Origin of the sequence: Streptomyces sp. NPDC048255 (assembly GCF_040652415.1) — a bacterium.
Lineage (GTDB): Bacteria > Actinomycetota > Actinomycetes > Streptomycetales > Streptomycetaceae > Streptomyces.
The window spans coordinates 1-25,513 of record NZ_JBEZMA010000071.1 but is presented as its reverse complement, the minus strand read 5'-3'; the positions used below and the strand labels follow the sequence as shown (position 1 = coordinate 25,513).

Here is a 25,513-nt window from a genome sequence, read left to right as displayed (position 1 = left end):
TTCTCATGCGCCGGCCCCCGTGCCCGAACCCGTGCCCGAGCCCGTGTCCGCACCCGAGCCGGTGCCCGTGCCCGCGCCCCCGCCCGTACCTGTGCCCGTACGTGATTCCCGCCGCAGGGCCCGCACCCCGCGCAACCCGATCACTCCGACGGCCGTCCCCAGGAGGAAGGAGGTCACTGCGAGGAGCAGGTGGACCCAGAAGTAGGAAGTGGGGTCACCCGCCGCATCGAACGCGAGGCCACTGCCGTTCTTCCACAGGTTCCGGACGAAAGACACCCAGATGAACCAGCTCCACACTCCGAAGGCGAGCAGGAACCAGGAGGCGGCACGGCTCAGTTTCATGTCCTCAGTATCGGTTTCCTCCCCAGGACGGACGCGCCGGGGTGGGCTGTCCCGGCGGTGGTTGCGCGGATTTGGCCGGTCCGTGACGGCGTACAGCCGATCGGGATGTACTTTCACCTGCGTGTCTGCCAAAAAGACCGCGCTGACGGTCCTTGCCGCCGCGCTGCTGGTCCCCGCGATGCTCGTGGCGCCCGCGCACGCCGCGCCGCCGCCGTCCTCGCCGCCGGCCCCGCCGGCCGACGGGAAGGGACAGCCGCAGAAGGTCCCGGCGGCGCCCGCGCCCCCGGTGTCGATGTCCACGGTCGGCGGCTCCCTGCTCGGCCAGCCGGGCACGCAGGTGAACCTGCTGCCGGGCGCCCCGGCCCTGCCGACGAGCCTCACCGGGCGGTCCTGGATCGTGGCGGACGCGGAATCGGGCGAGGTCCTGGCCGCGCACAACGCACACTGGCGGCTCCCGCCGGCCTCCACGATGAAGATGCTCTTCGCGGACACCGTGCTGCCCAGCCTCCCCAAGGACCAGGTCCACAAGGTCACCGACGAGGACATGGAGGGCGTGGGCCCGGGCAGCAGCCTGGTCGGGGTCAAGGAGGACCACGAGTACAGCGTCCACGACCTGTGGCTCGGGGTGTTCCTGCGGTCCGGGAACGACGCCGTGCACGTACTTTCGGCCATGAACGGCGGCATCGAAAAGACCGTCAAGGACATGCAGGCGCACGCCGAGGAGCTCCAGGCCCTGGACACCCATGTGGTCTCCCCGGACGGGTACGACTCCCCGGAGCAGGTCTCCAGCGCCTACGACCTGACCCTCATCGCCCGCTCGGGGCTGCAGAAGCAGGACTTCCGGGAGTACTGCGGCACGGTCGAGGCGAAGTTCCCGGGCCTCCAGGAGGCGGGGAAGCCGCGTGACTTCTTCGAGATCCAGAACACCAACCGGCTGATGACGGGCGCCGGCGGCATCTCCCCCTACAAGGGCATCGCCGGGGTGAAGAACGGCAACACCACCATGGCCGGCTCCACCTTCACCGGGGCGGCCCAGCAGGGCTCCAGGAAGCTGCTGGTCACGGTGATGAACCCGGGCGCGGGCGGGGCCAACTCGGTGTACGAGGAGACCGCCGCGCTCTTCGACTGGGGCTTCGCGGCTGCGGGCAAGGTCAAGCCGGTGGGTGAACTGGTCCCGCCGAAGGGGGCGGACACCACCTCCCACGGCTCCCCGGCCCAGTCGCACGAGAACAACCCGTCGGCGGGCGGTGCCGGGGCGGGCGGCGGGGCAGGGACCGCGCTCGGCGTGGCGGGCGGGGCGCTGGCCGTGCTGGCGGGCGGCGCCTTCGTGGTGAACCGCCGCTGGCCGCGCGGCCGCCGGGGCCGGGGCGACGAGCTCGTCTAGGTCCTGTCCCGCCGGTCGGGCCGGGCCCGGTCCGTGGCGGGGGCCGGGGACTGGTCCTGGGCCTCGTCCCGGTCCGGTTCGGGCTCCGGGGCGTCCTCGGCGCCGTCCCCGTCGGTGTCGTCGCGCGTCGCCGTCCAGGACGCGACGAACAGCAGCAGCTTGGCCGTGAAGTTGATCCACAGCAGCAGCGCGATCGGCACGCCGAAGGCCCCGTACATGCTCTTCGCGGCCACCTCCCGCATGTAGCCGCTGAGCAGCAGCTTCAGCAGTTCGAAGCCCGCCGCGCCGATGAGGGCCGCCTCGATCAGGCGGCGGCGCGGCGGTTCGACGCCGGGCAGCAGGGTCAGCACGTAGAGCAGCAGCAGGAAGGCGGCCAGGACGCCGACGAGGAAGGCCCCGGTGCGCAGCAGCGCGCCGCCGGCGCCCTCGCGCGGGATGCCCAGCCATTCGGCGGACTTCCCGACCGCGCTGGCCCCGAAGACCGAGGCGGCGGCCGAGGCCAGGCCCACGCCGCCGAGGCCGAGGAGGACGAGGCCGTCCTTGCCCTTGCGGACGAAGGGGTTGCCCGGGTCCTCGTCGTCCTTCTCCCACACCGCGCGCAGGCAGTCGCGCATCGAGCCGATCCAGCCGATGCCGGTGAAGAGCAGGATCACGCCGGCGACGAGGCCGACGGTGCCCGCGTTGGCGACGAGCCCGTCGAGGTCGAGCTGGTCGGAGATGCCGGGGACCTGTTCGGCGAGGTTCTTCTGGAGCGTGTCGAGCTGTTCCTTGCTGAGCAGTGCCGCGCCGACGGCGGCGGCCACGGTGATCAGCGGAAAGAGCGCGAGGAAGCTGATGAAGGTGATCGCGGCGGCCAGCCGGGTCCAGTGCACGCGGTCGAGACGTTCGTAGGAACGCCACGCGTGCGTCCTCATCAGCCGGGCCGCCAGTGGCCCGATCACCGGAATCTTCGTCAGCCAGTCCATGGCGTCACCGTAATTGAGCCGCCGGAAATATCCGGGATTGTCTGATCCGGGGACTACGGTCGTCGTTTGTGACTTTTCGCGAAGTGCCCCGGACGGGCCGTCCGTTCCACTCCCTGGTCCTGCGCGGGCTCAGATTCCGTGCCCGCCAGGCCCTGCGGCCGCTCCGTCAGGAGGGCCGTACGGTCGCCTCGGCCGAGGTGTCGGCGGGTGAGCTCAGCTGTGCCGGGACACCGGTCGGCCCGGTCCCGAACGGGTACTCGCGCAGCTTGCGCCACACCCCGTCCGAACCCTGCTCGTAGAGCGCGAAGCCCTCGCAGACCCACTCGGCGGCGTACTCGGCGAGGGTCGTGAACGCCAGGTCCATCGCCTCCTCGGAGATCCCGTGGGCGACCGTGACGTGGGGGTGGTACGGGAACGCCAGCTCGCGGCTCAGCGGCCCCTCGGGGTCGCGGACCCGGCCCTGGAGCCGGGTGCAGCCGGCGGCCCCCTCGACGACCTGGACGAAGACGACCGGCGAGAGCGGGCGGAAGGTGCCCGTGCCGGCCAGCCGCATCCCGAAGGCACGGAAGGCGGCCGCGACCTCCGCCAGGTGGGCCCGGATCTGCGGGAGCCGGTCCGCGTCCACCTCGGTGGGCGGCACGAGGGTGACATGCGTGGGGATGCCGTGCGCGGCGGCGTCCCCGAAGCCCGCGCGCAGCTCCTGGAGCTGGCTGCCGTACGGCTCCGGGACCGCGATCGAAACGCCGAGCGTTACGGTCCCCACGTATCTCTCCTCCGCTTGTCTGCTTGGTGCTGCCGCCCCAGTGTGGCGGCAGCACCCCCGGTCCCGCCAGGGCCCTCTTTTCGTCAGTGCTTGGCAGGCAGGAAACCGAGGCGGTCGTAGGTCTGCGCGAGCGTCTCGGCGGCCACCGCGCGGGCCTTCTCCGAGCCCTTGGCCAGGATGGAGTCCAGCGTCTCGGGGTCGTCCAGGTATTCCTGGGTGCGCTGCTTGAACGGTGTGACGAAGTCGACCATCACACCGGCCAGGTCGGTCTTCAGCGCGCCGTAGCCCTTGCCCTCGTACCTCGCCTCCAGGGCGGGGATCGTCTCGCCCGTAAGGGTGGAGTAGATCGTGAGCAGGTTGCTGACGCCCGGCTTCTTCTCCGTGTCGAAGCGGATCTCGGCCTCGGTGTCGGTGACCGCGCTCTTGATCTTCTTCTCGGTGACCTTGGGCTCGTCGAGGAGGTTGATCAGGCCCTTGGGCGAGGAGGCCGACTTCGACATCTTGATCGCCGGGTCCTGGAGGTCGTAGATCTTCGCGACCTCCTTGACGATGTGCGCGGCGGGGAGGGTGAAGGTCTGGCCGAAGCGCTGGTTGAAGCGCTCGGCCAGGTCGCGGGTCAGCTCGATGTGCTGGCGCTGGTCCTCGCCGACCGGGACGGCGTTCGCCTGGTAGAGCAGGATGTCGGCGACCTGGAGGATCGGGTACGTGAACAGGCCGACGGTGGCGTTGTTGACGCCGCCCTTGGCGGACTTGTCCTTGAACTGCGTCATCCGGCTGGCCTCGCCGAAACCGGTGATGCAGTTCATGACCCAGCCGAGCTGCGCGTGCTCGGGGACGTGGCTCTGGATGAAGAGCGTGCAGCGCTCGGGGTCCAGGCCGGCGGCGAGGAGCTGGGCGGCGGAGAGGCGGGTGTTCGCACGGAGGTCCTTGGGATCCTGCGGCATCGTGATCGCGTGCAGGTCGACGACCATGTAGAACGCGTCGTGCGTCTCTTGCAGGGCGACGTACTGGCGAATGGCTCCGAGGTAGTTCCCGAGGTGGAACGAACCGGAGGTGGGCTGGATGCCGGAGAGCGCGCGAGGACGATCAGAAGCCATGGCTTCATTCTCTCAGGTGCGGGGGTGGGCTCCGGCCCGCCGCTGGCTTGATCCTTCCGGGCCGCCCCGGCCCTGCCCGTGCCGTGCCGGGGTACCGGGCGGTAGCGGCGCGTCCGGATCCCGCCCCGGCCGAGCGACCGATTTCCGCGGGCGGGCCGCTGCGCGGGGCTCCGCGGGTGCGCCCTCGAACGCGGGCGGGCTGGTTGCCGCGCAGCGGCAGATCCAGCCCCGCCGGCGTTCGAGGCGCGGGGGTCCGGGGGCAGCGCCCCCGGCAACGGCGCCGCAGGTCAGGACAACGGAAGGCCCGGGGCCGGGAAGGCTGCCATCAGGTCGGCCACCTCCGCGCGGACGGCGGCCAGCACCGCCTCGTCCCCCTTCGCGGCGGCGTCCACCGCCCGGGAGATCCACTCGGCCACCACCGGCATGTGCGCGACGCCGAGCCCGCGCGAGGTCAGCGACGGCGTACCGATCCGCACCCCCGAGGGATCGAACGGCTTGCGCGGGTCGAACGGGACCGTGTTGTAGTTCACGACGATCCCCGCCCGGTCCAGGGCCTTGGCCGCGGTCTTGCCGGGGACGCCCTTGCCCGTCAGGTCGATCAGGATCAGGTGGTTGTCCGTACCGCCCGACACCAGGTCGAAGCCCCGCTCCAGCAGCGCCGCGGCCAGCGCCTTCGCGTTGGCGACCACCTGGTGCGCGTACGCCGTGAAGGACGGCTGGGCCGCCTCGTGCAGGGCCACGGCGATACCGGCGGTCGTCTGGTTGTGCGGGCCGCCCTGGAGGCCGGGGAAGACGGCCTTGTCGATGGCCTTCGCGTGCTCCTCGCGGCACATCAGCATCGCGCCCCGCGGCCCGCGCAGCGTCTTGTGCGTGGTCGTCGAGATCACGTCCACGTGACCCGCCGGGGACGGGTGCGCGCCGCCCGCGATCAGACCGGCGATGTGCGCCACGTCGGCGACCAGGACCGAGCCCGCCTCCTCGGCGATGGACGCGAAGGCCGCGAAGTCGATCGTGCGCGGGAGGGCGGTGCCACCACAGAAGATGATCTTCGGCCGCTCCGCCAGCGCCAGGTCGCGCACCGCGTCGTAGTCGATCAGCCCGGTGCCGGGCTGGACCCCGTACTGCACGCCCCGGAACCACGAGCCCGTCGCCGACACGCCCCAGCCGTGGGTGAGGTGGCCGCCCATCGGCAGGGCCATGCCCATCACGGTGTCGCCGGGCTTCGCGAAGGCCAGGTACACGGCGAGGTTGGCCGGAGAGCCGGAGTACGGCTGCACGTTGGCGTGGTCGACGCCGAACAGGCCCTTCGCCCGCTCGACCGCGAGGGCCTCGACGCGGTCGATGTTCTGCTGGCCCTCGTAGTAGCGGCGGCCGGGGTAGCCCTCGCTGTACTTGTTCTGGAGCACCGTGCCGGAGGCCTCGAGGACGGCCGCGGACACGTAGTTCTCGCTGGGGATCAGGCGCAGGGTCTCCGCCTGGAGGACTTCCTCGGCTGCGACGAAGGACGCCAGTTCGGGGTCGGTCGCGGAAAGGGCGGGATGGCGGCTCGCGGACATGGCGGGCTCCTCCGGGGTCGATGGGGATCGGTACCCCGCGAGGCCCAGGCGAGCGGCCCTGTATGCGGTCGAGCGCGCACGACTCCCCCGGAGTTGGTTCTCCGTACGCCAGTCGCCGTGCGTACCGCCCACCTTAGATGAGTGAGTCCGAGGTGGCGCCTGCGGGGAGGGGCCACTTCGGACTCACTCACCTGGCGGGCGCGTCACAGGAGAGGTTTCTGCGTCCGGCATACGAGCGACGATAAGAAGGTGACGCCACTCTCGTCACCGGCTCACCCGGCAAGACCGACGATCGGAGACCCCGTGTCGACAACTGCTGATGCCATCCGCTCCGCCGACGCGCACAGCGCGCACACCTACCATCCGCTGCCCGTGGTCGTCGCTTCCGCGGAGGGGGCCTGGATGACCGATGTGGAGGGCCGCAGGTATCTCGACATGCTGGCCGGGTACTCGGCGCTCAATTTCGGCCACGGCAACCGCCGTCTGATCGACGCCGCCCGCGCACAGCTGGAGCGGGTCACGCTCACCTCGCGCGCCTTCTACCACGACCGCTTCGCGGAATTCTGCGCCGAACTCGCCGCGCTGTGCGGCAAGGAGATGGTGCTGCCCATGAACACCGGCGCGGAGGCGGTGGAGACGGCCGTGAAGACGGCCCGCAAGTGGGGTTACGAGGTCAAGGGGGTCCCGGACGGGCACGCCAAGATCGTGGTCGCGGCCGACAACTTCCACGGCCGTACGACGACGGTCATCAGCTTCTCCACCGACCACGAAGCCCGCGACCACTACGGGCCGTACACGCCGGGCTTCGAGATCGTCCCGTACGGAGACCTCACGGCGCTCGCCTCGGCCGTCACGCAGAACACCGTGGCCGTGCTGCTGGAGCCCATCCAGGGCGAGGCGGGGGTGCTGGTGCCGCCCGCCGGGTACCTCAGAGGCGTACGGGAGCTCACGCGCGAGCGGAACGTCCTGTTCATCGCGGACGAGATCCAGTCGGGCCTCGGGCGGACCGGCAAGACCTTCGCGTGCGAGCACGAGGGGGTCGTCCCCGACGTGTACCTCCTCGGCAAGGCGCTGGGCGGCGGCGTGGTGCCGGTGTCGGCCGTCGTCGCCGACCGGGACGTCCTCGGGATCTTCCGGCCCGGCCAGCACGGGTCCACCTTCGGCGGGAACCCGCTCGCGTGCGCCGTCGCCCTGGAGGTCATCGCGATGCTCCGGACCGGCGAGTACCAGCAGCGGGCCACCGAGCTCGGCGAGCACCTGCACCGGGAGCTGAACCTGATGGTCGGCGCGGGTGCGGTGACCGCCGTACGCGGGCGCGGCCTGTGGGCGGGCGTGGACGTCGACCCCTCGCGCGGCACGGGCCGGGAGATCTCCGAGAAGCTGATGGAGCTGGGAGTGCTGGTGAAGGACACCCACGGGTCGACGATCCGGATCGCTCCGCCGCTGGTGATCAGCAAGGAGGACCTGGACTGGGGACTGGACCAGCTCCGGTCGGTCCTCGGCGCGTAAGGACGGGGGCGGGACCGCCCGGGCGACCGGGCGGGACCCGCCCCGGCCCGCCCGGACCGGCCCGCCCGGCGAGAGCTGGAGCCAGAGCGGGAGCCAGAGCTGGAGCTAGAGGATGACGTGGGGCAGGAAGCGGGCGTACTCGTCCGTGACCGGCCCCGCCGACTCGCGGATGCCGAGTCCCGCCGCCTCGTCCTCGACGACCCACGCGCCGAGGACCACCCGGTTGCCGTCGAAGTCGGGCAGCGGGGCGAGGGCCTGGAAGCAGTACCGCTCCCCCTCCTGCGGTACGAACGGCTCGCCGCCCTCACCCGCCTCGTGGAGGGTGACCCCCGCTCCCTCACGGCCGAGGAGCGGCTTGGCGACGTAGCCGGAGGAACCGGGCTCCGCCAGCTCGCGGGGGCCGTCGAGGTAGGCGGGCAGCAGGTTCGGGTGCTCGGGGAAGAGCTCCCAGAGGATCGCGAGCAGCGCCTTGTTGGACAGCAGCATCTTCCACATCGGCTCGATCCAGCAGGTGGTGCCGGAGCCGCCGCCGTGGTCGTAGGTGCCGAGCACCTGCGGGCCGAACTCGTCGGTGGCCAGCCACTCCCACGGGTAGAGCTTGAAACAGGTGCGGATGAAGCGGAGCTTCTCGTCCACGAACCGGCCGGAGAGGCTGTCCCAGCCGATCTGCTCGACGGGGAGGGCCTCGGTGGCCAGGCCGGCCTGCTCGGCGGTCTCCTGGAGGTAGGCCACCGTCATCAGGTCCTCGCCGAGCTCGTCGGACTCGGAGTGCGCGAAGTGCACCGGCCCGGCCGGAAGCAGCTCGGCCTGCCGGCGCCAGGCGTCCACGAGGCGTTCGTGGAGGGAGTTCCACTGGTCGGCGCCGGGGAAGCGCTCCTCCATCCAGAACCACTGCGGGCTGGCCGCCTCCACCAGCGAGGTGGGGGTGTCGGCGTTGTACTCCAGCATCTTGGCCGGGCTGCCGCTGCCGTCGTAGCGCAGGTCGAAGCGGGCGTAGAGGGAGGGCTGCTCGGCGCGCCGCCGCCAGGACTCGGCGATCAGGGCGGCCAGTTTCGGATCGGTGATGCCGAGGTCGGCGAAGCGGTCGTGCTCGACGATGTGCGCGGCCGCGGCCAGGCACATCGCGTGCAGCTCCTCGACGACGTTCTCCAGCGCCTCGACCTCGGGGAGGGAGAAGGAGTAGTACGCGCTCTCGTCCCAGTAGGGGCGCAGGGAGTCGTCGGGGTAGCGGGTGAGGGGGTAGATCAGCCCCTGCTCCTCGACGGTCTTCTGCCAGTCGGGGCGGGGCTCGATGGTGTGCCGCTTCATGGTGCGCCGTTCCCTCGGGTTTCGGTCAGCCGCCGCTGGAGCCGGAGTGGCTCTTGCCTATGCCGCCGCGGGTGACGGCGGACTTGTCGAAACTGCCGCCGGAGACCTTGCCGTTCGTGACGGAGCCGCCGTAGTAGTACGAGCCGGTGCCGCCGGTCTTGCACTCCTTCTCGTTCAGCTTGTTCAGGGTGGAGCGGGACGCGCAGCGCCGGTCGGGCTCGTCGCTGCTGCCGCAGGCGACGAGCGTGGCCGCGAGCAGGCCCATGCCGCCGAGTGCGACGGCTCCGGAACGCATACGGCGCTTGTTGGTGCTGCTGCTGTCCATGTCTGCTGCTCCCCCTAGTGGCGTGCTGCCGACAGACTAGATCCAGGCCCCCTGCCGATGGAATCCGGACGCCGTGAGATCTGTGACCTGAAGTCAGTTCGCGCTGATTGGGTTGGTTTGCACGCCGGGTGCCGCGCGCTGGTCCTGGGGCTCGCGGCGGGCACGGGGTTCACACCCGAGCTGGACTTCACGGGCCGTGACGCGGAACACTACGCCGCTGGGACCCCCCTGGTTTCCCGGTCCTGCTGTGGCCCCTGGGCTGCCAACGGGCCCGTTCCCCCTGCATCGGCTGCCTCGTGATCGCCCGACCGAGCCCCCGTTCGACCAGAAGGTCGGCGGGCGGAGGTCTCGTGTCGGTTTGCTAGCGTGTCGTGGACGTCCCGTAGAGATTCCAGGGACGTTCCGTGGCGGCCGGGTCCCCAGCCGACGCCCGCTGACCTCGCTCGCCCCGTCGAGCCGGCCCGACCTGCGGCAGAGCGCCGCTTCACGGAAGCGAATTGACATGACGGATTTGGCACCGAACATAGTCGGCGCCCCCGCCAGCACGTCGGACGGCGCCGCGGGCGCCCCGTCCGCCGGGACCTCGACGGCCCGGCCGGCCGGCCGCTTCGACCGCTGGACCGAGAAGCGCTGGTTCCTCCCGCTGGGGGAGGTCGTGGTCAGCGTCGTCGTCGCTCTCGGGTTCATGGTGCTGTGCACCACCATCGAGGTCAACCCCGTCACCCGGATCGGCCAGGTCAGCGGCCTCGCCAAGGTCCAGCAGTACGCGGCGCTGCTCGGAATCCCCGTCCTCGCGGTGCTGCTGTTCCTCGCCTACCGGGGCACGCTGCGCTACTACCAGGTCGCGCAGCGGCTGGTGTGCGCGGCCCTCGCGGGCCTGGGCACCGGCATCGTCGCCGGCGGCATCGCGGTCGCCCTGAACGGCACGCCGTGGGGCCTGGGCGGCCAGGAGGGCGACCCCGGCAACCTCATGGGCATGGCCAACGACATGATGCGCGGCAAGGGCCTGCCGGGGGTCTACCCCCCGCTGTTCCCCGCGCTGCTCGCGCTCTGGGCCAAGGCCTTCCACAACGGCATCGCCGAGGTGGGCCACGCTCTCAAGGACCTGCAGCTGATCCTCAGCGCGCTGGTCGGCCCGATGGCCTACATCGCGTGGCGGCTGCTGCTGCGCCCGTTCTGGGCGATGGCCATCGCCGTGCCTGCCTCGATCGTCTTCCTCGACCCGATCCGCCCGTACAGCCACGGCTCCATGCTCGTGCTGCTGCCGCTGCTGGCGGCCTGCTTCCGCGAGATCCGCCGGGCCGACGAGCTCTCGACGCGTTCGGCGGTGCTGCGCGGCCTCGGCTTCGGCACCGTGTTCGGCGTGATGTTCCTCTGGTACTCGGGCTGGTACCTGTGGGCCGCGCCGGGCTCGTTCCTCCTCGCCGCGCTGCTGTTCCCGTGGCGCCGGGGCCGGGTCGCGATCAAGCGAGCGGTGGTCTTCCTCGGCACCATCCTGGTCACCGCCGTCGTGATCGGCGCGCCGCTGGTGTACCAGCTGGTCCGGCTGGGCGCCACGACGAAGGACCGCTACGCGTACGCCAGCACCTACCTCGACCCGGCCTACGTGCTGGGCTGGGTGTCCGACCGCTCCGGCGACCTGACCTACCACAACTACCCGGTGTCGGGCGAGCTGGCCGGCCAGACCGGCTTCAGCGTCCTGCTGCTCCTGTGCGTGGGCATCGGCGTGGGTCTCGGCCTGCGCAACATCGTGGTCCGCACCGCGGGCTTCGTCCTCGCGGGCGCCTGGCTGCTGCGCTTCTATTTTGCCTCCCAGATGGAGGCGGCCCAGGCCGTCCAGCTGTACCCGCGCACCACCTGGATCATCTTCTACTGCCTGATCATCCTGGCCGTGCTCGGCGTGATGCTCACGTACGAGCGCGTCTTCGGCTGGATCCGCGGCACGCTGAAGGAGGTCGCCCCGGGCCGGGCCGCCCGGATCTCGCCGCGCGCGCTGTCCCAACTGGCCGCCGGTCTGATCTGCGCGATCGCCCTGTTCGCCACCATGGGCGCCTCGTGGTCGGCCAACCGCTACATGCCGTCCACCAGGACGGGCGTCGAGGACCTGGGGCTGGACGCGCTGCGCGCCCACCTGCAGCAGCTGGACAACGGGAAGTGCCCCAAGTACTCGCCGAACAGGGGCAAGCAGGACTGCAAGCCGGTCAACATGAAGCTGTCCGAGTACACCTTCGTGCCGGACCAGCCCATGCTCTGGTGCGCCAACGCGGGCGGCAAGGACCACGACCTCGTCTGCGGCCGCCCGCCGAAGAAGTGACCGTTCAGGTCTGACGGCTGCGAGGGGGAGCGGAGGTGATCCGCTCCCCCTTGCTCCATGTCTGAACGGGCTTCCTGACCCGGAGAACTAGGGCAGGACCGCCGACAGCGCCGCCAGCGTCGGGGTCCACGCGCTGTCCGGGGGTGTGCCGTAGCCGATCACCAGCGCGTCCCGGGGCGGCACGTCCGCCTCGGGGTGCCGGAAGGCCGACAGGCCCTGGAGGGCGAGGCTCTGCCAGGCCGCCGCCTGGAGCGCCGTGCGTTCCGTGCCCGCCGGGAGGTCCAGCACCGCGTGCAGCCCCGCCGCGATGCCCGACACGGCGACCCGGCCCGACAGGGCCGCCACCACCTCGTCCCGGCGGCGCCGGTAGCGCAGCCGCATGCCGCGCACGTGGCGGTCGTAGGCCCCTGAGGTGATGAACTGCGCCAGGGTCAGCTGGTCCAGCGCGCTGGAGGTCCAGTCGATGGTGCCCTTGGCGGCCAGGACCTCGTCCAGCAGCCCCGGCGGGACGACCATCCAGCCCATGCGCAGCCCCGGCGCCAGCGATTTGCTCGCCGTGCCGAGGTACACCACCCGGTCGGGGTCGAGCCCTTGCAGCGCGCCCACCGAGAGGCGGTCGTAGCGGAACTCCCCGTCGTAGTCGTCCTCCAGGATCAGCCCGCCCGTGGTCCGGGCCCAGTCGACGGCCGCCGCCCGGCGGGCGGGGGTCAGGGCGGCCCCGGTCGGGAACTGGTGCGCCGGGGTGAGCAGGACGGCACCCGGCCCGGCGCCCAGTTCCCCCGTACGGGCGCCCTCCCCGTCCACCCCGATGGGGCGGGTCCGCAGCCCCGCCCGGGCCAGCAGGTCCCGGTGGATGTCCAGGCTGTACGCCTCCACGGCCATCTCCCGCACCCGCCGGGCCCGCAGCACCCCCGCGAGTAGCATCAGCCCGTGCGCGAAGCCCGCGCACAGCACGATCCGCTCCGGGTCCGCGTACACGCCGCGCGCCCGCGCCAGGTAGCCGGCCAGCGCCTCCCGCAGCTCGATGCGTCCGCGGGCGTCGACCGCGTAGCCGAAGGCCTCGTTCGGCGCGTCGGTCAGCGCGCGGCGGGCCGCCGACAGCCAGGCCGCGCGCGGGAAACCGCCCAGGTCCGGGGAGCCGGGCAGCAGGCTGTACGCGGGCCCCTTGCGGGCGGGCCGGCGGACCCGGGCGGCTCCGGCGGGCCTGCGCGGCCGGGCCCGTTCGGCGACCCGGGTGCCGGAGCCCTGCCGGGCCGTCAGCCAGCCCTCGGCGACGAGCTCGGCGTACGCCTCCGCGACCGTGTTGCGGGCGATCCGCAGGTCGGCGGCGAGCGAGCGGGACGACGGCAGCCGCGTCCCGGGGGCCAGCCGTCCGCTGCGCGCGGCCTCGCGCAGCGCCTCGGTGAGCCCGGCTCTCAGCCCGCGGCCGGCGGACAGGTCCAGGTGCAGGTCGGCGCCGAAAGTGGCCCAGGATTCCGTCATGGATATGGACCATATCGGCGGGCCGTTCGGCTCCTACGGTGGAGGCATGACGACGACGACCGAAACCCCCGTCCACGCCCCCGAACAGCCCTCCCGCATGCAGTGGCACCAGCTCGCCCCCGAGGTCTACAAGGCCATGGTGGGCCTGGAGATCGCGGCCCGGAAGGGTCTCGACCCGGTGCTGGTCGAGCTGGTGAAGATCCGTGCCTCGCAGGTCAACCGCTGCGCGTTCTGCCTGGACATGCACACCAAGGACGCCCTGGCGGCGGGCGAGAGCGTCGAGCGGATCGTGCAGCTGGGCGCCTGGGAGGAGTCGCGGCACTTCTACACCGAGAAGGAGCTCGCGGCGATCGAGCTCACGGAGGCCGTCACCGTCCTGACGGACGGATTCGTCCCGGGCGAGGTGTACGAGAAGGCCGCCGAGCACTTCGAGGAGGCCGAACTGGCCCAGCTGATCGCCGTGATCACGACGATCAACGCGTGGAACCGGTTCGGTGTCACCACCCGCTCGGCGCCGGGGCACTACACCCCGGGCATGTTCAAGCACTGAGCCGCCGCGCGCCGGGAGGCCGGCCGGGACCGCCCGGCAGGCCTCCCGGCCGGCTGTCCCGTCCCGGCCGCCCGGTCAGCTGTCCGGGCGGAACTCCCGCAGGGCCGCGTCGAGGTGCTCCCGCGTCGTGGCCCATTCGTCGGCCGGGCCCGCCGCCAGCAGGGCCCACCGGTCGCCGTCCGGGGTCACGGCGATCCGCTCCACACCGCGCCGGCGCCCGCCCGCCTCCTCGCTGTCGTACTCGTAGACCAGCTCGCAGGACGCACCGGACACCGGCTCGCGGGAGACCTCCTCGTAGCCGGATGTGCCGTTGCGCAGGTGGGCGGAGGACTCCCGCAGGAGCTCGCAGGCGTCGACGCCGGGGCCCTCCTTGACCCGGAAGACCTGGAGCAGCGACCTGCGGGACCCGGGCGGCCGGTAGAAGGACCCGTCGCCCGTCTCGTCGTGGCTGCGCTGCCAGCCGGTGGGGACGGCCACCGAGAAGCCGTCCTCGCTGTGGACCACGGTGTAGGAGCCGGGGGCCGGGGAGGTCTCCGTCTCGCCGGGCGACGGGGACGGCGAAGCCGACGGGGGCGGTTCGGACGGCGGGTCCGTGCCCGGCAGTCCTCCGGACGGGGTCCCGGTCGCCGGCGGGGGCGCCGCCGGGGCCATCGGGTCGTCCTCCGCCAGCAGGAACCATCCCGCCACGGCGCCCGCGCCGACCATCGCGGCCCCGAGTGCCACCAGCAGCGGCACCTTCCAGTGCCGCTCCCGGCCTGTGGATCCCCAGGGTCCGGCGGGGGGCGGATAGCCGCCCGGCGGCGGCTGACCGGGGCTCCACGGCGCGTAGCCGGCGGGCGGCGCGGGCGGCGGCCGGTCGGCCGGTGGCGGCTCGCCCGCCTCCCACCGCTGCGTCTGCGGGTTCCACCGGGTGCCGCCGCCCGAGGCCACCGTCAGCCTCCCAGCGTGGTGAGCAGCCCGCCCAGGGCGGCGGCCGCGCTCACGGACTCCACGAGCGGGGCCCACCGTTCCAGGGCCGCGCGCAGCCGGGCGGGCAGGCCGGGCCGGATCTCCCCGGCCTCCTCCAGCTCCCCGGCGGCCCCGTCGAGTTCGGCGTCGAGTTCGGCCCGGCCGGTGCTGCGGGGCAGCCGTACGAGGGCGGCGCGCAGCTCCCGTACCGCTTCGAGGAGTTCTGCCGCGCCGGGGGCGTCCTGCGGCCCCGTACCGGTGTGGTGGACGGTGGTGTTGGTGTGGTGGGAGCCGCCGATGCTGAAGCTGCTGCCGTGGACGGTGCCGATCCGCACCTCCCCGGATCCCGCGCCCGCTCCGGATCCTGCACCCGCTCCGGACCCCGCGCCCGCTCCGGACCCCGTTGCCTCGTCATGCGTCACTGCCGCTCCCCCTGCCCCTGCCCGGATGCTGACCCGGGTGATGACCCGTGTGATTGCTGTGCCCGCTGCCGCCGACGCTGAAGGCACTGTGGTTGACCGACTGGATGAAGACCCCGCCCTCGGCGACGGTGACCGCGCGTTCGGCGAACTCCTCGGTGTGCCAGCCCGCTTCGTGCAGGGCCAGGGTGACCCCGCCGACGATCCGGTCCTGGATGGTCTTCAGGTAGCGGTCCAGGTCCATCAGCTGGAACAGCGAGGCCCCCTCCTGCGCCGCCAGCTCGCGAACGGAGACGGCCGGCCCGGCCGGGAGCGCGCCGCCGTTGCCGGCGGTGGCGATCTGCCAGGGGCCGCGGCTGCCGCCCCCCAGGGTGGTGAGCGCCGTGCCGAGGGAACGCGGGGCGTTCTTGACCGCCCAGACCACTTTGCCGAAGGGGTTGTTGCGCCGGTGCCGCCAGGCGATGTCGTCGGCCTCCTGGAACTCGGGCCGCACCGGCAGCAGGACGTGCGGGGCCACCTCCACCATCAGCATCCCGCCCTGGGTGTGGACCCGTACGAAGACGGTGACGACCAGGTTCTCGTCCCAGCCGCCGACCCGGACGCGCAGGAAGTGCCGGCGGCGCTCGCCGCCCTCCTCCACGGCGGCGCCCCGGTGTTCGGCGAAGGCCCGGTCGGAGAGGTCCAGGCCGTGCGTGCCGGGCAGTCCGACGGCGGGCAGGAACACGCACTCGTCGACGACCAGCTCCCGCAGCCGGTCCAGTACGGCCTCCTCCGCCTCCGGGGAGCCGTGCGGCGACGGCACGCGCAGGGCCTCCAGCATCGGCCGGATGCGCTCCACCAGGCGGACGTTGTCGAGGGGCTGCGGCTCTGCGTCGCCGCGCGGGCGCAGCTCGACGGACAGCTGCCACGGCCGGTGGGCCTGGCCCGCGCCGCAGAACGGATCGTCGACGTTGTACATGATCAGCTGGGCGTGCTGGGTCGCCGCGATCCGCTCCCGGGCGGCGCGGAAGCGAACGCCGCCGACGAGGTCGGCGCTCGGGTCGGCGTACCGCGACCGGCTGAGCGCGGTGGTGATGACGCGGGCGAAGTGGCCGCGCTGGAAGCCGAGGACCACCACGAGCAGGAAGAGGAGGAGCACGGCCGTCCAGCCGTAGCCCTCCGCGGCCAGGTAGCCGATCCTGGGCAGTTCGGCGAACAGGCCGAAGGAGTCCCTGTCGATCGTGCCCGCCATGAAGTCGGCGAGGGCGACGGTGTCCTGGAGGCCTCCGGAGCTCGTCCTGCCGTCGAGTACGCCGTTCAGCAGGCCCCAGGCGGCGGCGATGAGCAGCACGTAGCCGTAGCCGCTCAGGAGCCGGGCGAAGATGCGGCCGCCGCGTACGGGCCTGTCCCCGCGCCCGCGCCGGATCCGGGCGGCCCAGCCGAGCAGGGCCGCGGGCAGGATCAGGTAGACGAGCAGGGCCTGGGTCAGCAGGAGTCCGAGGCCCCACACGGCCACCACGGCCGAGGCCCAGGCGACTTCGGCGCGGCGGGCGCGCAGGGCGTGGGCCAGGACGCGGGTGGCGTCGAAGCCGTAGGAGGGCGCGACGAAGCGCTCCTCGTGGACGTAGAGCTCCTCGATGACGCGGTCGCGGTACGACGCGTCGAGGTAGGTGCCGGCGCACAGGAGCCGGCCGGCCTCGCTCAGAGACGGCTCGACCGGAGCTCTGCCGTCCGCCGTACCTCTCACCGAATCCCCCTTCCGGTGTGCGGAGGGAAACCGTAGAGCAGCGGAGCGTGCACCGACAGTCGTGAACACGCCAAAGGGCCCCGGCGTGGTGCGCCGGGGCCCTCGGTGCGTCGTGCGGACCGGATCAGCGGCTGTTCAGGATCCGGTCCGGTTCGGCTGAGATCAGATCAGGCCGAGCCCGCGGACCGCGTCGCGCTCCTCGGAGAGCTCCTGCACCGAGGCGTCGATGCGGGTGCGGGAGAAGTCGTTGATGTCCAGGCCCTGGACGATCTCGTACTTGCCGTCCTTGCAGGTGACGGGGAAGGAGGAGATCAGGCCCTCCGGGACGCCGTACGAGCCGTCCGACGGGATACCCATGGAGGTCCAGTCGCCCTCGGCGGTGCCGTTGACCCAGGTGTGCACGTGGTCGATGGCGGCGTTGGCGGCCGAGGCGGCCGAGGACGCGCCACGGGCCTCGATGATCGCGGCGCCGCGCTTGGCGACGGTCGGGATGAAGGTGTCGGCGAGCCACACCTGGTCGTTCACGACCTCGGCGGCGTTCTTGCCGGCGATCTCCGCGTGGAAGATGTCCGGGTACTGGGTGGCCGAGTGGTTGCCCCAGATGGTCAGGCGCTTGATGTCGGTGACGTCGGCGCCGGTCTTCTGGGCGAGCTGCGAGATCGCGCGGTTGTGGTCCAGGCGGGTCATCGCGGTGAAGCGGTCGGCCGGTACGTCCGGGGCGGCGGCCTGCGCGATGAGCGCGTTGGTGTTGGCCGGGTTGCCCACGACCAGGACCTTGATGTCGTCCGCGGCGTGCGCGTTGATCGCGGCGCCCTGCGGCTTGAAGATGCCGCCGTTGGCGGAGAGCAGGTCACCGCGCTCCATGCCCTTGGTACGCGGGCGGGCGCCGACGAGCAGGGCGACGTTCGCACCCTCGAAGCCCTGGTTCGGGTCGTCGAAGATGTCGATGCCCTTGAGGAGCGGGAACGCGCAGTCGTCGAGCTCCATCGCGGTGCCCTCAGCGGCCTTCATGCCCTGGGGGATCTCGAGAAGACGGAGCTTGACCGGCACGTCCGCGCCGAGCAGGTGACCGGAGGCGATGCGGAAGAGCAGCGCGTAGCCGATCTGGCCGGCAGCGCCGGTCACGGTGACATTCACGGGAGTGCGGGTCATGGCCTTCTCCGTTAGACAGCTGGCGGTTGGGGCGTCCCCGCCCCATGTGCTGGACGGACGCCACTCCCCGTGAATCTTGATGTGAAGAGACATCCGGCGGTCAGGCTATCCGACCGTTCCTAGCGATGGCGGCCCGGGTTGGCCGCATCGCCGCAAACCGGACTGGCCGGTTGTCTCCCCGAACGGTCTTGGGAGACCGGGAACAGCGCGAGCTGGTCGCTTCGGCTCCGGCAGGTCTTGGTGCCCTGGTGGGGCGTGCCTGTGGTCCTTGGCGGGCTTGCGGTCCCGCGTGCCCTCGGGCGGGGGACGGTCTGGCCGGTAGCTCTCCGCGCCACGACCCTCTGGTCGTGTGCGGTCACACCTGGCCGACGCCGTATCCCGTGTCCGAGGGCGCGCCTGCCGATCGCCACCGAGGCCGCATGGTGGCCGGTGACGAGCGTGGTTTTTGATTGCTGCTGGAGCGGGGCCTTCCAATGTTGGCCGCCCCAGCGGGAGGTGTAGGCCGGATCGACCGCGACGACGACAAGGCCAGCGTGGTGGGCCATGCCGCGCAGCCGTTCCCGGAAACGCGCGGTGGGCAGTCCGGCGACGGTGCGACGGAAGGTCTTGCCGCGTTTGCCGCGCCCCATAGTCTCGCGGCCGGTGGCGCGGGCGTCGTCGAAGCCAAGGTTCTCGATCGCCAGACCGGCACAGCCGTTCGCCCGGGCGAGACGGATCAGTTCGTTGATCGCGGCCCGCAGGCGCCCGTCGCGCTGGGATGCGGGTCCGGTCAGATCGGTGGGCACCGTGAGCGGCTCTCCGACCGGGTTGCCGTGCGCGTCCACGACGCAGGCAGCGAGGTGCCCCGCGTTGAGGTCCACGGCCAGCAGCCGGACACCGCTGGCGGCCAGCTCCACCGGGCTGGCCAGCACAGTCTTCTCGCTGGACCAGGACGCGTCCAGGTACCAGCGGCCGCGCACGGGATCGTGGGTGACGTCGTAGCGCACGGCCCGATTCGCGCTGATCCGGTCCAGCCACTCTTCACGCCTGTGACTGAAGGTAACCGTGCAGGCGAGCTGGTAGCGGCCACGTGGCTCGTTGGCGAGGTGCCGCAACGGTTCGGGCAAGACGATCGTGACCGTGCCGTCGGCCGGGTCCACGGTGATCGTGTAGTTCCCGTACGGCGCACCGGACTCCCCGTCCGCAGTCAGGAACATGCGGGCCGCCTCCCACCGCTCCCGCCACTCGGCTTCGGTGAGACCGGCGTCAACAAGGTTTTGCCGCACCTTCGCTAGCCGACGGCCGCCGACAATGACCGCCGGATGCCCGGCCTCGATGCGCGCCTCCACCTCGGCCAGGCGCGCGGTGAGCACCCGCAACCGGTACTGCTTCTGCGCACGCTCGGACCCGTTCGGGTATCCGCGGACACCATCCACGCGCCGACCGCACGGCACCGCCAGCCGCTGACGAATCTTCGCGATGGCCCGGCGTACGGATGCCCGCTCATCGAACAGGCACCGAAGTGAGAGCTGGTACTGATCCTCGGACGCACGGGTGATGGCCCCTGCCCACCGGGACGACGACGCTTTCGTCAGTGCGCGTTTACGCTCCGCCCGCCGATTCTGTTTGACCGGCACCCTGCCGATCCGTACCCGCTCAACCAGATCAGCACGGGCATTCCGGCCGAGATGCTCGCCGACAATCCGCAGGACCTTGGCATCGCCAGTGGGCAGGTGCAGACGGTCCCGGATACGCGCACCCGCGGGTGCTGGCACAGTGAACGGATCAGCCGGCTCACGCTTTCGCCTACCCCCACCGCGCGCCACCAGCCACTCCCTCCCCATCTCCACAGCAGCACTGACGTTCTCCACTGAGACCTGACGTCTCAGTGGAGCCCGCGTGCCTGCGGCGGCCCCCGTTCACCCATACGAGGTAGCCGAAGGCGAATCACCCGTCTGCCCGCATGCGCTACCGCACGGTGAAGCGGACCGCGCTCTCCAGGAACGGGACCTCCAGCAACGGCTTGGGCTCCATGACCAGCGCGAGCAGCGTGATCGCCACGCCCAGCAGCCCGTACGTGACCATGTCCGTGAAGCGCGAGCGCACCGCGAGCATCCCCACCGAGGGCAGCAGGCGCCGCAGGACCGAGGCCACGATCAGGGCCACGCCGATGACGAGGCAGCCGATGCGCGGGTGCCCCATGGCCGTGGTCAGCAGTCCCGCCGCGGTGGCGGTGAGCACGGCGAGCATCGGCCACTGGCGCACGGGCGTGGACACCGCCCCGGGGACGGCGCGACCGCTGCCCTCGGGCCGCGCGGTGTCCCGCGTGACGGAGGGGAAGCGGCGGGACTTGGCCGACCCCGACCCCGTCGCGTGTGCCCGCCCGGCCCCAGCGGGTGCCGAGGCGGCGGGCCCGGAGGCGGCGGCACCCGACGCGGCGGCACCGGCCCGCCCGGCGGCCGCACGCCCGGACGCGGCCGGCCCGGACCCTGCGGGCCCTTCCGCGGGCCCGCGGTCCGGCTCCGGCGTGGATCCCGCCGCGGGCTCCGCGCCGGGGTCAGCCCGCACTGCCGGCCCGTTCCGCCGCCTCGACCACGTTGACCAGCAGCTGTGCGCGGGTCATCGGGCCGACGCCGCCCGGGTTCGGGGAGATCCAGGCCGCCACCTCGGCCACGCCGGGGTGCACATCGCCGACGATCTTGCCCTGCTCGTCGCGGCTGACGCCCACGTCGAGCACGGCCGCGCCCGGCTTCACGTCCTCCGGCTTGACCAGGTGCGGGACACCGGCCGCCGCGACGACGATGTCCGCCTGGCGCAGCAGCCCGGAGAGGTCACGGGTACCGGTGTGGCAGAGCGTGACCGTGGCGTTCTCGGACTTACGGGTCAGCAGCAGCCCGATGGAGCGTCCGACGGTGATGCCGCGGCCGAGGACGACGACGTGCGCGCCGTTGATCTCGACGCCGTGGTGACGCAGCAGTTCGACGATCCCGTACGGGGTGCAGGGCAGCGGACCCGGCTCGTTCAGCACGAGGCGGCCGAGGGACGTCGGGTGCAGGCCGTCGGCGTCCTTGAGCGGATCCATCAGCTCCAGGACCCGGTTGGTGTCGATGCCCTTGGGGAGCGGGAGTTGGACGATGTAGCCCGTGCACTCCGGGTTGGCGTTGAGTTCGCGGACGACCGCCTCGATGTCCTCCTGGGAGGCCGTCGCGGGCAGTTCGCGCTGGATGGAGGCGATGCCGACCTCGGCACAGTCCTTGTGCTTGCCGTTGACGTACCAGCGGCTGCCCGGGTCGTCACCGACCAGCAGGGTGCCGAGGCCGGGGGTGACACCCCGTGCCTTCAGGGCCGCCACGCGGGCGGACAGTTCGGACTTGATCGCGGCCGCGGTGGCCTTGCCATCGAGAATCTGGGCGGTCATGACCCCATCCTCCCGGATGGAGCGGTCCTGGTTCCAGTCAAGGGTCTCACCGGAGTACGCGGTTCATTGCACTTGCACAACAAGTGACCGGCCCCACGGCAACCAACTGGACAAGCCCGGGCCGGGCCGACGACCATGCAACGAAAGAGTGCCGCGGGCAGTGCCGGGGGGCGGACCGCAAGATGCAGAGTTCCTCCGCGCGTGCCGTGCGTCCCCGCACTTCCACGGAGGAACACCTCAGATGAGTTTCGGCGATCCCAACAACCCGTACGGACAGCAGCCCCAGGCTCCGCAGGGCGGTCAGCCCGGCTACGGCTACCCGCAGCAGGCCCCGCAGGGCATCCCGCCGCAGGGCGGCTACGCCTACCCGCAGGGAGCCCCCGGCATGCCCGGCGGTTTCCCGGGTGGCCCCCTCACGATGCCGGGCGGTGTCAAGGCCGCCCGCGTCATGCTCTGGGTGATCGCCGGCCTCCAGATCATCGGCATCGGCGTCCTGTTCGCCGCCATCGCCCTGATCCAGAAGCTGAAGGACGAGCCGGAGCTCCAGGGCAACGCGCAGTTCGAGGACATGGCCAAGCTGGGCTCCGGCGTGCTGTACGCGCTGATCGCCCTGGCCGTGGTCTACATGATCGCCTCCGTCGTGCTGGCGATCCAGTGCGGCAAGGGCGGCAACGGTGCCCGTATCGGCATCATCGTGTACGCGTCCCTCGGCATCCTGCTGAGCCTGTACCCGTTCTTCCCGCTCAGCCTGGTGCACCTGGTCCTGCTGATCCTGGTCATCGTCTTCGTGGCGAAGTCCGACGGTTCCGCCTGGTTCAACCGCCAGCGCTGACGTTCCCGTCATACGGCGAAGGCCGCGTCCCGCAGTGCGGGGCGCGGCCTTCGCCGTTGCTGGGGACCGTCAGTGGAAGAAGTGCCGGGTCCCGGTGAAGTACATCGTCACGCCGGCCTTCTTCGCCGCCTCGACGACCTGCTCGTCGCGGACCGAACCGCCCGGCTGGACCACGGCCTTGATGCCCGCCGCGGTGAGGATCTCCAGCCCGTCGGGGAAGGGGAAGAAGGCGTCGGACGCGGCGTACGAGCCCTGCGCGCGCTCGGCGCCGGCCCGCTCGACGGCGAGCTTCGCCGAGTCGACGCGGTTGACCTGGCCCATGCCGACGCCGACCGAGGCGCCGTCCTTGGCCAGCAGGATCGCGTTGGACTTGACGGCCCGGCAGGCCTTCCACGCGAAGGCGAGCTCGGCGAGCTCGGCCGGGGACAGTGCGTCGCCGGTGGCGAGGGTCCAGTTGGCCGGGTCGTCGCCCTCGGCCTGGAAGAGGTCCGACTGCTGGAGCAGCGCGCCGCCGCTGATGGGCTTGAGGTCACCCGGCTGGTGCGGGGTGCCGTCCACCTTCAGGACGCGGATGTTCTTCTTCTTGGCGAGGATCTCGACCGCGCCGTCCTCGTAGCCGGGGGCGGCGATGACCTCGGTGAAGATCTCCGCGACCTGCTCGGCGAGCTCGACGGTCACCGGGCGGTTGACGGCGATGACTCCGCCGAAGGCCGACAGCGGGTCGCAGGCGTGCGCCTTGCGGTGGGCCGCGGCGACGTCCGTGTCCACGGCGATGCCGCACGGGTTGGCGTGCTTGATGATGGCGACGCAGGGCTCTTCGTGGTCGTAGGCGGCGCGGCGGGCGGCCTCGGTGTCCACGTAGTTGTTGAAGGACATCTCCTTGCCGTGCAGCTGCTCGGCGTTGGCGAGCCCGCCCGGCCGGCCGTCGGTGTAGAGCGCGGCGGCCTGGTGCGGGTTCTCGCCGTAGCGCAGGGTCGACTTGCGCTCCCAGGCGCCGGCCAGGAACTCGGGCAGCACGGCCTCCGGCTCCGGGGCGTACGCATTCGTGAACCAGGAGGCCACGGCCACGTCGTAGGCGGCGGTGTGCTGGAAGGCCTCGGCCGCCAGCCGCTTGCGCGCGGTGAGGTCGAAGCCGCCGCCCTGCGCCGCCGCGAGGACGTCGGCGTAGCGCTCGGGGCTGGTCACGACCGCTACCGAGGGGTGGTTCTTGGCGGCGGCGCGGACCATCGAGGGACCGCCGATGTCGATCTGCTCCACGCACTCGTCCGGGGTGGCACCCGACTGGACGGTCGCGAGGAAGGGGTACAGGTTGACGACCACCAGGTCGAAGGGCTCGACACCGAGCTCCGCGAGCTGCCGCTGGTGGTCCTCCAGGCGCAGGTCGGCGAGGATGCCGGCGTGCACGCGCGGGTGGAGGGTCTTGACCCGGCCGTCCAGGCACTCGGGGAAACCGGTGAGCTCCTCGACCTTGGTGACGGGAACCCCGGCCGCGGCGATCTTCGAGGCGGTGGAGCCGGTGGAGACGAGGGCGACGCCCGCCTCGTGCAGGCCGCGGGCCAGCTCTTCCAGTCCCGTCTTGTCGTAGACACTGACGAGCGCACGCCGGATCGGCCGCTGGGTCGTGGTCGGGTCGTTGCTCTCTACGGCGGTCACTGGATTGTTACCTTTCGTCCCTCAATGCGGTAGCCGTGCCGGGCCAGACGCCCCACGACATCGACGAGCAGCGCTCGCTCGACTTCCTTGATGCGCTCATGGAGAGCGGCTTCGTCGTCCTCGTCCCGGACCTCGACGACACCCTGGGCGATGATCGGACCGGTGTCCACGCCGGCGTCCACGAAGTGGACGGTGCAGCCGGTGACCTTCGCGCCGTAGGCGAGGGCGTCCCGTACGCCGTGCGCGCCCGGGAAGGCCGGGAGGAGGGCGGGGTGGGTGTTGACGAACCGGCCGCCGAAGCGGTCGATGAACGCCTTGCCCACGATCTTCATGAACCCGGCGGACACGACGAGGTCCGGCGCGTGGGCGTCGGTCGCCTCGGTGAGGGCGGAGTCCCACTCCTCACGGCTCCCGTACGCCTTGACCGGGCACACGAAGGTGGGGATCCCCGCCTTCTCGGCCCGCTCCAGACCCGCGATGTTCTCGCGGTCGGCCCCCACGGCGACGACTTCGGCGCCGAAGCCCTCGGCTCCGCCGGGGTGGGCGTCGATGGCGTCGAGCAGGGCCTGGAGGTTGGTGCCGGAACCGGAGACCAGCACGACCAGGCGGGAGGCGGCCATGGGTGGCCCTTTCTGGCGGAAAAAACAGGGTTCGTCTTGTGTGGTCATACGAAACTTCGGGGCACCGGTATACGGGCGACCATACGAAGCCACCGACCGCCTGCAACGATACCGGCACACCGGACGGCCCCCGAGGTACGGGGGGACGACCGAGGGGTAGCGTCTGGCCTACAAGCCGCAAACAGGCCTCGCCTCGCCACGACGTCACCACCGACGTCCATGACACAGGGGAAGAAACACACCCGATGCCGGACCGCCGCCAGCCCGACTCCTCCACCGACGACAACCCCTTCGCGGCGCCCCCGGAAGGCCGGCCCGACCAGCCGTGGCAGCCGCGCAGCGGGGGCGACGGCGAGGGCGGGGACCGCCCCAAGGACTCCGACGGCGGACCGGGCACGGGCCCGGCGCGCTGGGACCCGACGGACCCGATCCAGCGCCGTGCGCGTTACGCGCTGCTCGCCGGCATGTGGGGCTTCTTCTTCGGGATCTTCGGGATCCCGTCGGTCGGCCTGCTGCTGGGGGCGCTGGCCCTGTACTGGGGAATCAGCTCACTACGGGCCAAGCCGGCGTCTGCGGCCGCGGGTACGGGTACGACTCCTGCCCCGGCCCAGGGCGGCCTGGCGGCCCTCGGCGCAGCGGCCCGGCCCCAGCGGACGGCCGCGGTGAGCGGGCTGGTCACGGCCTCGCTGGCGATCCTGCTGGCCATGACCTCGTACGGGCTCCAGCTCGCCTACAAGGACTTCTACGTGTGCCGCGAGGACGCCCTCACCAAGACGGCGGAGCTCCAGTGCAACACCCTCCTCCCGGACAACCCCCTGGGCGAGGTCCTGAAGGTCCAGCGCTGACCCCTGCGGGGGGCTCGGCGGTGTCGGGGTCCGGCTGCGCCGCTGCCCTGCGGGCGGCTCGGCGGTGCTGGTTCGGCTGTACCCGGGCCTTGCGGGCGGCTCGGCGGTGCTGGTTCGGCTGCGCCCGGGCCTCTGGGGCTCCGCCCCGGACCCCGCGCCTCAAACGCCGGCGGGGCTGGATCTGGGCCTCCGTTTCCCCTGCGGGGCGGCTCGGTGGGGGTTGGCTCGTTCCGGCGGGGCCTGGTCGGTGGGGTCGGTCCGCGGTGCCGTGTGCCCTGCGGGCGGCTCGGCCGGGGTGGGCTCGTCGCAGCGGGGCCCGGTCGGTG

At 72.0% G+C, this 25,513-nt stretch carries 23 protein-coding genes and 1 riboswitch; of the genes, 6 read left to right on the top strand and 17 right to left on the bottom strand.

Annotated elements, in window-relative coordinates:
* Positions 1-3: 3 nt before the first annotated feature.
* Positions 4-342, bottom strand: a complete 339-nt coding sequence (locus AB0D94_RS33325) for a hypothetical protein (RefSeq protein WP_362059960.1) — start codon at positions 340-342, stop codon at positions 4-6.
* A 121-nt stretch (positions 343-463) separates the two neighbouring features.
* Between AB0D94_RS33325 and AB0D94_RS33320 the strand changes: the two genes are divergently transcribed.
* Positions 464-1,726, top strand: coding sequence for a D-alanyl-D-alanine carboxypeptidase (locus AB0D94_RS33320; protein ID WP_362059957.1), 1,263 nt, complete (start codon positions 464-466; stop codon positions 1,724-1,726).
* Here the strand turns inward: AB0D94_RS33320 and AB0D94_RS33315 are convergent.
* From AB0D94_RS33315 to glyA, 4 genes are all read right to left on the bottom strand, one after another.
* Positions 1,723-2,691, bottom strand: a complete 969-nt coding sequence (locus AB0D94_RS33315; RefSeq protein ID WP_362059952.1) for a YihY/virulence factor BrkB family protein — start codon at positions 2,689-2,691, stop codon at positions 1,723-1,725. The two genes, AB0D94_RS33320 and AB0D94_RS33315, sit on opposite strands and share 4 nt — an antisense overlap.
* A gap of 166 nt (positions 2,692-2,857) precedes the next feature.
* Positions 2,858-3,454: a 2'-5' RNA ligase family protein gene (locus AB0D94_RS33310; protein ID WP_362059949.1), complete on the bottom strand. Its 597-nt coding sequence runs from the start codon at positions 3,452-3,454 to the stop codon at positions 2,858-2,860.
* Between the two features lie 83 nt (positions 3,455-3,537).
* Positions 3,538-4,551: a tryptophan--tRNA ligase gene (trpS, locus tag AB0D94_RS33305; RefSeq protein WP_362059946.1), complete on the bottom strand. Its 1,014-nt coding sequence runs from the start codon at positions 4,549-4,551 to the stop codon at positions 3,538-3,540.
* Positions 4,552-4,838: 287 nt separating this feature from the next.
* Entirely contained in the window at positions 4,839-6,107 is a 1,269-nt protein-coding gene (glyA, locus tag AB0D94_RS33300; RefSeq protein WP_362059943.1) for a serine hydroxymethyltransferase, read from the bottom strand.
* 35 nt (positions 6,108-6,142) lie between these two features.
* Positions 6,143-6,233: riboswitch (ZMP/ZTP riboswitch) on the bottom strand.
* 177 nt (positions 6,234-6,410) lie between these two features.
* Between glyA and rocD the strand changes: the two genes are divergently transcribed.
* Positions 6,411-7,616 carry an ornithine--oxo-acid transaminase gene (rocD, locus tag AB0D94_RS33295; protein WP_362059940.1) on the top strand — a complete coding sequence of 402 codons (1,206 nt, stop codon included), beginning with the start codon at positions 6,411-6,413 and terminating at the stop codon, positions 7,614-7,616.
* Between the two features lie 105 nt (positions 7,617-7,721).
* On the opposite strand, the gene AB0D94_RS33290 is transcribed toward rocD, so the two are convergent.
* Positions 7,722-8,924, bottom strand: coding sequence for a glutathionylspermidine synthase family protein (locus AB0D94_RS33290; protein ID WP_362059937.1), 1,203 nt, complete (start codon positions 8,922-8,924; stop codon positions 7,722-7,724).
* A 25-nt stretch (positions 8,925-8,949) separates the two neighbouring features.
* Complete coding sequence (locus tag AB0D94_RS33285; protein WP_362059934.1) at positions 8,950-9,249, bottom strand: hypothetical protein; 300 nt, start codon at positions 9,247-9,249, stop codon at positions 8,950-8,952.
* A gap of 511 nt (positions 9,250-9,760) precedes the next feature.
* Here AB0D94_RS33285 and AB0D94_RS33280 point away from each other — a divergent pair.
* On the top strand, positions 9,761-11,563 hold the full coding sequence (locus tag AB0D94_RS33280) for a hypothetical protein (protein ID WP_362059931.1): 1,803 nt from the start codon (positions 9,761-9,763) through the stop codon (positions 11,561-11,563).
* Between the two features lie 87 nt (positions 11,564-11,650).
* Here the strand turns inward: AB0D94_RS33280 and AB0D94_RS33275 are convergent, their stop codons facing one another.
* Positions 11,651-13,045 carry a PLP-dependent aminotransferase family protein gene (locus AB0D94_RS33275; protein WP_362059928.1) on the bottom strand — a complete coding sequence of 465 codons (1,395 nt, stop codon included), beginning with the start codon at positions 13,043-13,045 and terminating at the stop codon, positions 11,651-11,653.
* Between the two features lie 46 nt (positions 13,046-13,091).
* On the opposite strand from AB0D94_RS33275, the gene AB0D94_RS33270 reads away from it, so the two are divergent.
* The gene (locus AB0D94_RS33270) at positions 13,092-13,595 is read left to right on the top strand and encodes a carboxymuconolactone decarboxylase family protein (RefSeq protein ID WP_362059925.1); all 504 of its coding nucleotides are present in this window, start codon (positions 13,092-13,094) and stop codon (positions 13,593-13,595) included.
* A gap of 75 nt (positions 13,596-13,670) precedes the next feature.
* Here the strand turns inward: AB0D94_RS33270 and AB0D94_RS33265 are convergent, their stop codons facing one another.
* The 7 genes from AB0D94_RS33265 to AB0D94_RS33235 all read right to left on the bottom strand — a co-directional run bounded on the left by AB0D94_RS33265 (position 13,671) and on the right by AB0D94_RS33235 (position 21,237).
* Entirely contained in the window at positions 13,671-14,525 is an 855-nt protein-coding gene (locus tag AB0D94_RS33265) for a hypothetical protein (RefSeq protein ID WP_362059922.1), read from the bottom strand.
* Between the two features lie 2 nt (positions 14,526-14,527).
* On the bottom strand, positions 14,528-14,878 hold the full coding sequence (locus AB0D94_RS33260) for a hypothetical protein (protein ID WP_362059919.1): 351 nt from the start codon (positions 14,876-14,878) through the stop codon (positions 14,528-14,530).
* A 76-nt stretch (positions 14,879-14,954) separates the two neighbouring features.
* The gene (locus AB0D94_RS33255) at positions 14,955-16,688 is read right to left on the bottom strand and encodes a hypothetical protein (protein ID WP_362059916.1); all 1,734 of its coding nucleotides are present in this window, start codon (positions 16,686-16,688) and stop codon (positions 14,955-14,957) included.
* 162 nt (positions 16,689-16,850) lie between these two features.
* Positions 16,851-17,840, bottom strand: coding sequence for a malate dehydrogenase (locus AB0D94_RS33250; RefSeq protein WP_362059913.1), 990 nt, complete (start codon positions 17,838-17,840; stop codon positions 16,851-16,853).
* A 119-nt stretch (positions 17,841-17,959) separates the two neighbouring features.
* On the bottom strand, positions 17,960-19,594 hold the full coding sequence (locus AB0D94_RS33245) for a hypothetical protein (protein WP_362059910.1): 1,635 nt from the start codon (positions 19,592-19,594) through the stop codon (positions 17,960-17,962).
* A gap of 193 nt (positions 19,595-19,787) precedes the next feature.
* Positions 19,788-20,084, bottom strand: a complete 297-nt coding sequence (locus AB0D94_RS33240) for a DUF3017 domain-containing protein (RefSeq protein WP_362059907.1) — start codon at positions 20,082-20,084, stop codon at positions 19,788-19,790.
* A gap of 292 nt (positions 20,085-20,376) precedes the next feature.
* Entirely contained in the window at positions 20,377-21,237 is an 861-nt protein-coding gene (locus tag AB0D94_RS33235; protein ID WP_362059904.1) for a bifunctional methylenetetrahydrofolate dehydrogenase/methenyltetrahydrofolate cyclohydrolase, read from the bottom strand.
* A 241-nt stretch (positions 21,238-21,478) separates the two neighbouring features.
* Here AB0D94_RS33235 and AB0D94_RS33230 point away from each other — a divergent pair, with 241 nt between their 5' ends.
* Positions 21,479-22,069, top strand: coding sequence for a hypothetical protein (locus AB0D94_RS33230; protein WP_362059901.1), 591 nt, complete (start codon positions 21,479-21,481; stop codon positions 22,067-22,069).
* Positions 22,070-22,138: 69 nt separating this feature from the next.
* Here AB0D94_RS33230 and purH read toward each other — a convergent pair whose 3' ends face one another.
* Positions 22,139-23,722 (bottom strand): bifunctional phosphoribosylaminoimidazolecarboxamide formyltransferase/IMP cyclohydrolase, encoded by a 1,584-nt coding sequence (gene purH / locus AB0D94_RS33225; protein ID WP_362059898.1) that lies wholly within the window; start codon positions 23,720-23,722, stop codon positions 22,139-22,141.
* Complete coding sequence (purN, locus tag AB0D94_RS33220) at positions 23,719-24,342, bottom strand: phosphoribosylglycinamide formyltransferase (protein ID WP_362059895.1); 624 nt, start codon at positions 24,340-24,342, stop codon at positions 23,719-23,721. Before purN ends, purH begins: the two co-directional genes overlap by 4 nt.
* Before the next feature lie 245 nt (positions 24,343-24,587).
* On the opposite strand from purN, the gene AB0D94_RS33215 reads away from it, so the two are divergent.
* Positions 24,588-25,187 carry a hypothetical protein gene (locus AB0D94_RS33215; RefSeq protein ID WP_362059892.1) on the top strand — a complete coding sequence of 200 codons (600 nt, stop codon included), beginning with the start codon at positions 24,588-24,590 and terminating at the stop codon, positions 25,185-25,187.
* Positions 25,188-25,513: the final 326 nt, after the last annotated feature.